General features: G+C 64.0%; 2 protein-coding genes. Both read left to right on the top strand.

Annotated elements, in window-relative coordinates:
- The first annotated feature begins 104 nt into the window (after positions 1-104).
- Positions 105-2,402, top strand: coding sequence for a hypothetical protein (locus Q0C41_RS31190; RefSeq protein WP_291990922.1), 2,298 nt, complete (start codon positions 105-107; stop codon positions 2,400-2,402).
- Positions 2,402-2,635: hypothetical protein (locus Q0C41_RS31185; protein ID WP_291990919.1), on the top strand; the 234-nt coding region annotated here is incomplete at its 3' end. The genes Q0C41_RS31190 and Q0C41_RS31185, both read left to right, overlap by 1 nt.

Raw genomic sequence — 2,635 nt, 5'->3', positions numbered from 1 at the left:
GGTACCTAGGGCTGTTGAGCGTCGTTGCGGGCGCCGTACATCTCCACATCTCGCGAGATATTATGGCGGGGAGAATCAGGGACGGAGTGTTCACAAGGTAGCTCATGAAGGCGGCGATGACGAACCTCACGATCAACTTCGCTCCCATCTCCGTCACCGGCGCGACCAAGGTTCTCGCCGGGAGGCAGGCGTATGATCGTGATCGTCTGCGCGATCTGCGACGGGCATTCTCTGCAACCCACGTGCTGACGCGGCGCCGTGAGGGCGATGTCATCGTCGACATTCCCGTGGTGGACGGTCACAAGCCTCTCGGAATCCTCACCGAGGAACTCGACCTGTCGCAGGAGCGCTGGCTCTGGCCGGCGCTATTCGAGGCGGCCCTGATCAGGGCCTTCGCCGGAGTCCGCGAGCTTTTGCCGGGCCAAGGCGTTACCATCATCGGATCGCCTGCCCGCGGCCTCCTCATCCATGACCGTCTGCCGCCCTCGATCGAGCGCCGCCCTGTGCTGCGCTTCGACACCCGGTCCATCTACAACGGCGGCAGGCGCACTGTCGGGATCGTGTGTGAGCCGGGTTTGAAGAACCTGATCCGGGCGAGCTGTGCCGACCTGATCGGCTTCGGCATTTCTATCGATGGCCACTATGTCCAGACCGAGGAGCCCGCCTCCGATCCACGCATTCTTCCGCGGCGTGCCCTGGCTGGCCGAGTTTCGAGCATCGACGGCACGACCCTCGTGCTCGACGATCACGTCCAAGGGTTGGGGACCATTGCAGCGGATCGCGCTTTTCTGGAGCCGCGCGCCGAGATCGTCGACGACTACGTCCGGCGCTTTCTCGGCACCGAGGCGTCGCGCGTGCTCGCTGACGCTGCGCGCGCGGCGGCGCACCTCAACTCCGGCCCGGGCCGAAAGGAGAAGATCGACGAGGCTCTCGGTTATCTGCGCGACAAGGCCGAGTTGCGCGCCGTCCCCGGCGCCCGGTTCGTCATCGACCGGATGCTCACGTCCGACCGTGCAGGATTTCCCATTCAGGAAACCATCGAGAAGCCGGTGCTCGTCTTCGACCCGAGCGGAACGCGCAAGGACGACTGGAGCGAGCGCGGTCTGAAGAAACACGGCCCCTACGATCAACGTGTGTTCAGCCCGAAACAGCTCAGGATCGCGGTCATCTGCCAGTCCCGCCACGAGGGCCGGGTCGACGCTTTCCTCGCCAAGTTCCTGGAAGGCATGCCCGATGCGGTCTCCGGCAGAAACTCCACTGCGCGCTACGGCGACGGTTTCATCAGACGGTTCGCGCTGCAAAAGCCCGAAGTGACCTTCTTCACGGCCCCGAGCGCCAGTGCCACTGACTATGTCCAGGCCAGCCGTCGTGCCCTGACCGCTGCCTCCGATAGCGGCTACAAGTGGGATCTCGCCCTAGTCCAGGTCGAAGAGGAGTTCAAAGGCTACGACGACGGATCGAACCCTTACTTCGCGACCAAATCCGTCCTACTTAAGCGCGACGTCCCGGTGCAGAGCGTCCGTTTGGAGACCATGGCGCAGGAGGACGCCCAGCTCGTGTTCTCCCTCAACCACATGAGCCTTGCGACCTATGCCAAGCTCGGTGGCATACCGTGGCTCCTCGCCTCACAGCAGACCGTCGCCCACGAGCTGGTGATCGGCCTCGGCTCCCACACCGCCGCCAGCAGCCGTATCGGCGCCCACAAGCGGTACGTCGGCATCACCACGGTTTTCTCCAGCGACGGCAGCTATCTGCTGAGCGACCGCACGGCCGTCGTGCCGTTCGAGGACTACGCATCGGCCCTCTACGAAACTCTCAAGCGCTCGATCATGACCGTACGCAGGCAGGACAACTGGCGCAGCACCGACAAGGTGCGCCTCGTGTTTCATGTTTTCAAGCCGCTGAAGGACGCCGAGGCCGAAGCCATCGAAACTACGGTTCGCGACCTCGCGCTCGACAACGTCACCTTCGCGTTTCTGCATATCGCGCGGAGTCATCCGTTCCTGATCTTCGACCACGCCCAGTCCGGCATTGGATTTTCGGAGCCCAAGAAGGGTGTTCTCGGCCCGGCTCGCGGCTTGCACGTCAAGCTCGGGGACTACGAGTCGCTCGTGGTGTTCTCTGGTGCGTCGGAGCTCAAGCTCGCTGACCACGGGATGCCCCGTCCCTGCCTGCTGAAGCTGCACCGCCTGTCGACCTTTACGGACATGACCTATCTGGCACGACAGGCCTTCCAGTTCTCGGGTCACTCCTGGCGCATGCTCGCGCCCGAGCCCTATCCCATCACCATCCGCTATTCTGACCTGATCGCTGAGAGGCTCACCGGCCTCAGCGCAGTCGAGGGCTGGGATTCCGAGGCTGTGCACTTCGGCCTCATCGGGCGCACCCTTTGGTTCCTGTGATGGTCAACCTGCTCGACATCCGCACCACACTCGAAACCCAGGTCGCCGCCGCTGGGAACCTACCCTGCCACGTCGCGGCCTTCTGCACCTGGATTCTCGGCGATAACGAAGGACTTCACCGGCACGTTCTCGACGCCGTCTCGACCGCGGCACCCGGCCGCCGTCCCGACCACGTGGCCGCACTCGGCTATGGAGCAGCGGCGGGCATCCTAACCGACGATCAACGCGACCTG

Origin of the sequence: Luteitalea sp. (assembly GCF_022842525.1) — a bacterium.
Taxonomy (GTDB): Bacteria; Acidobacteriota; Vicinamibacteria; order Vicinamibacterales; family Vicinamibacteraceae; genus Luteitalea.
This window is presented reverse-complemented; position numbering and strand designations above follow the sequence as displayed.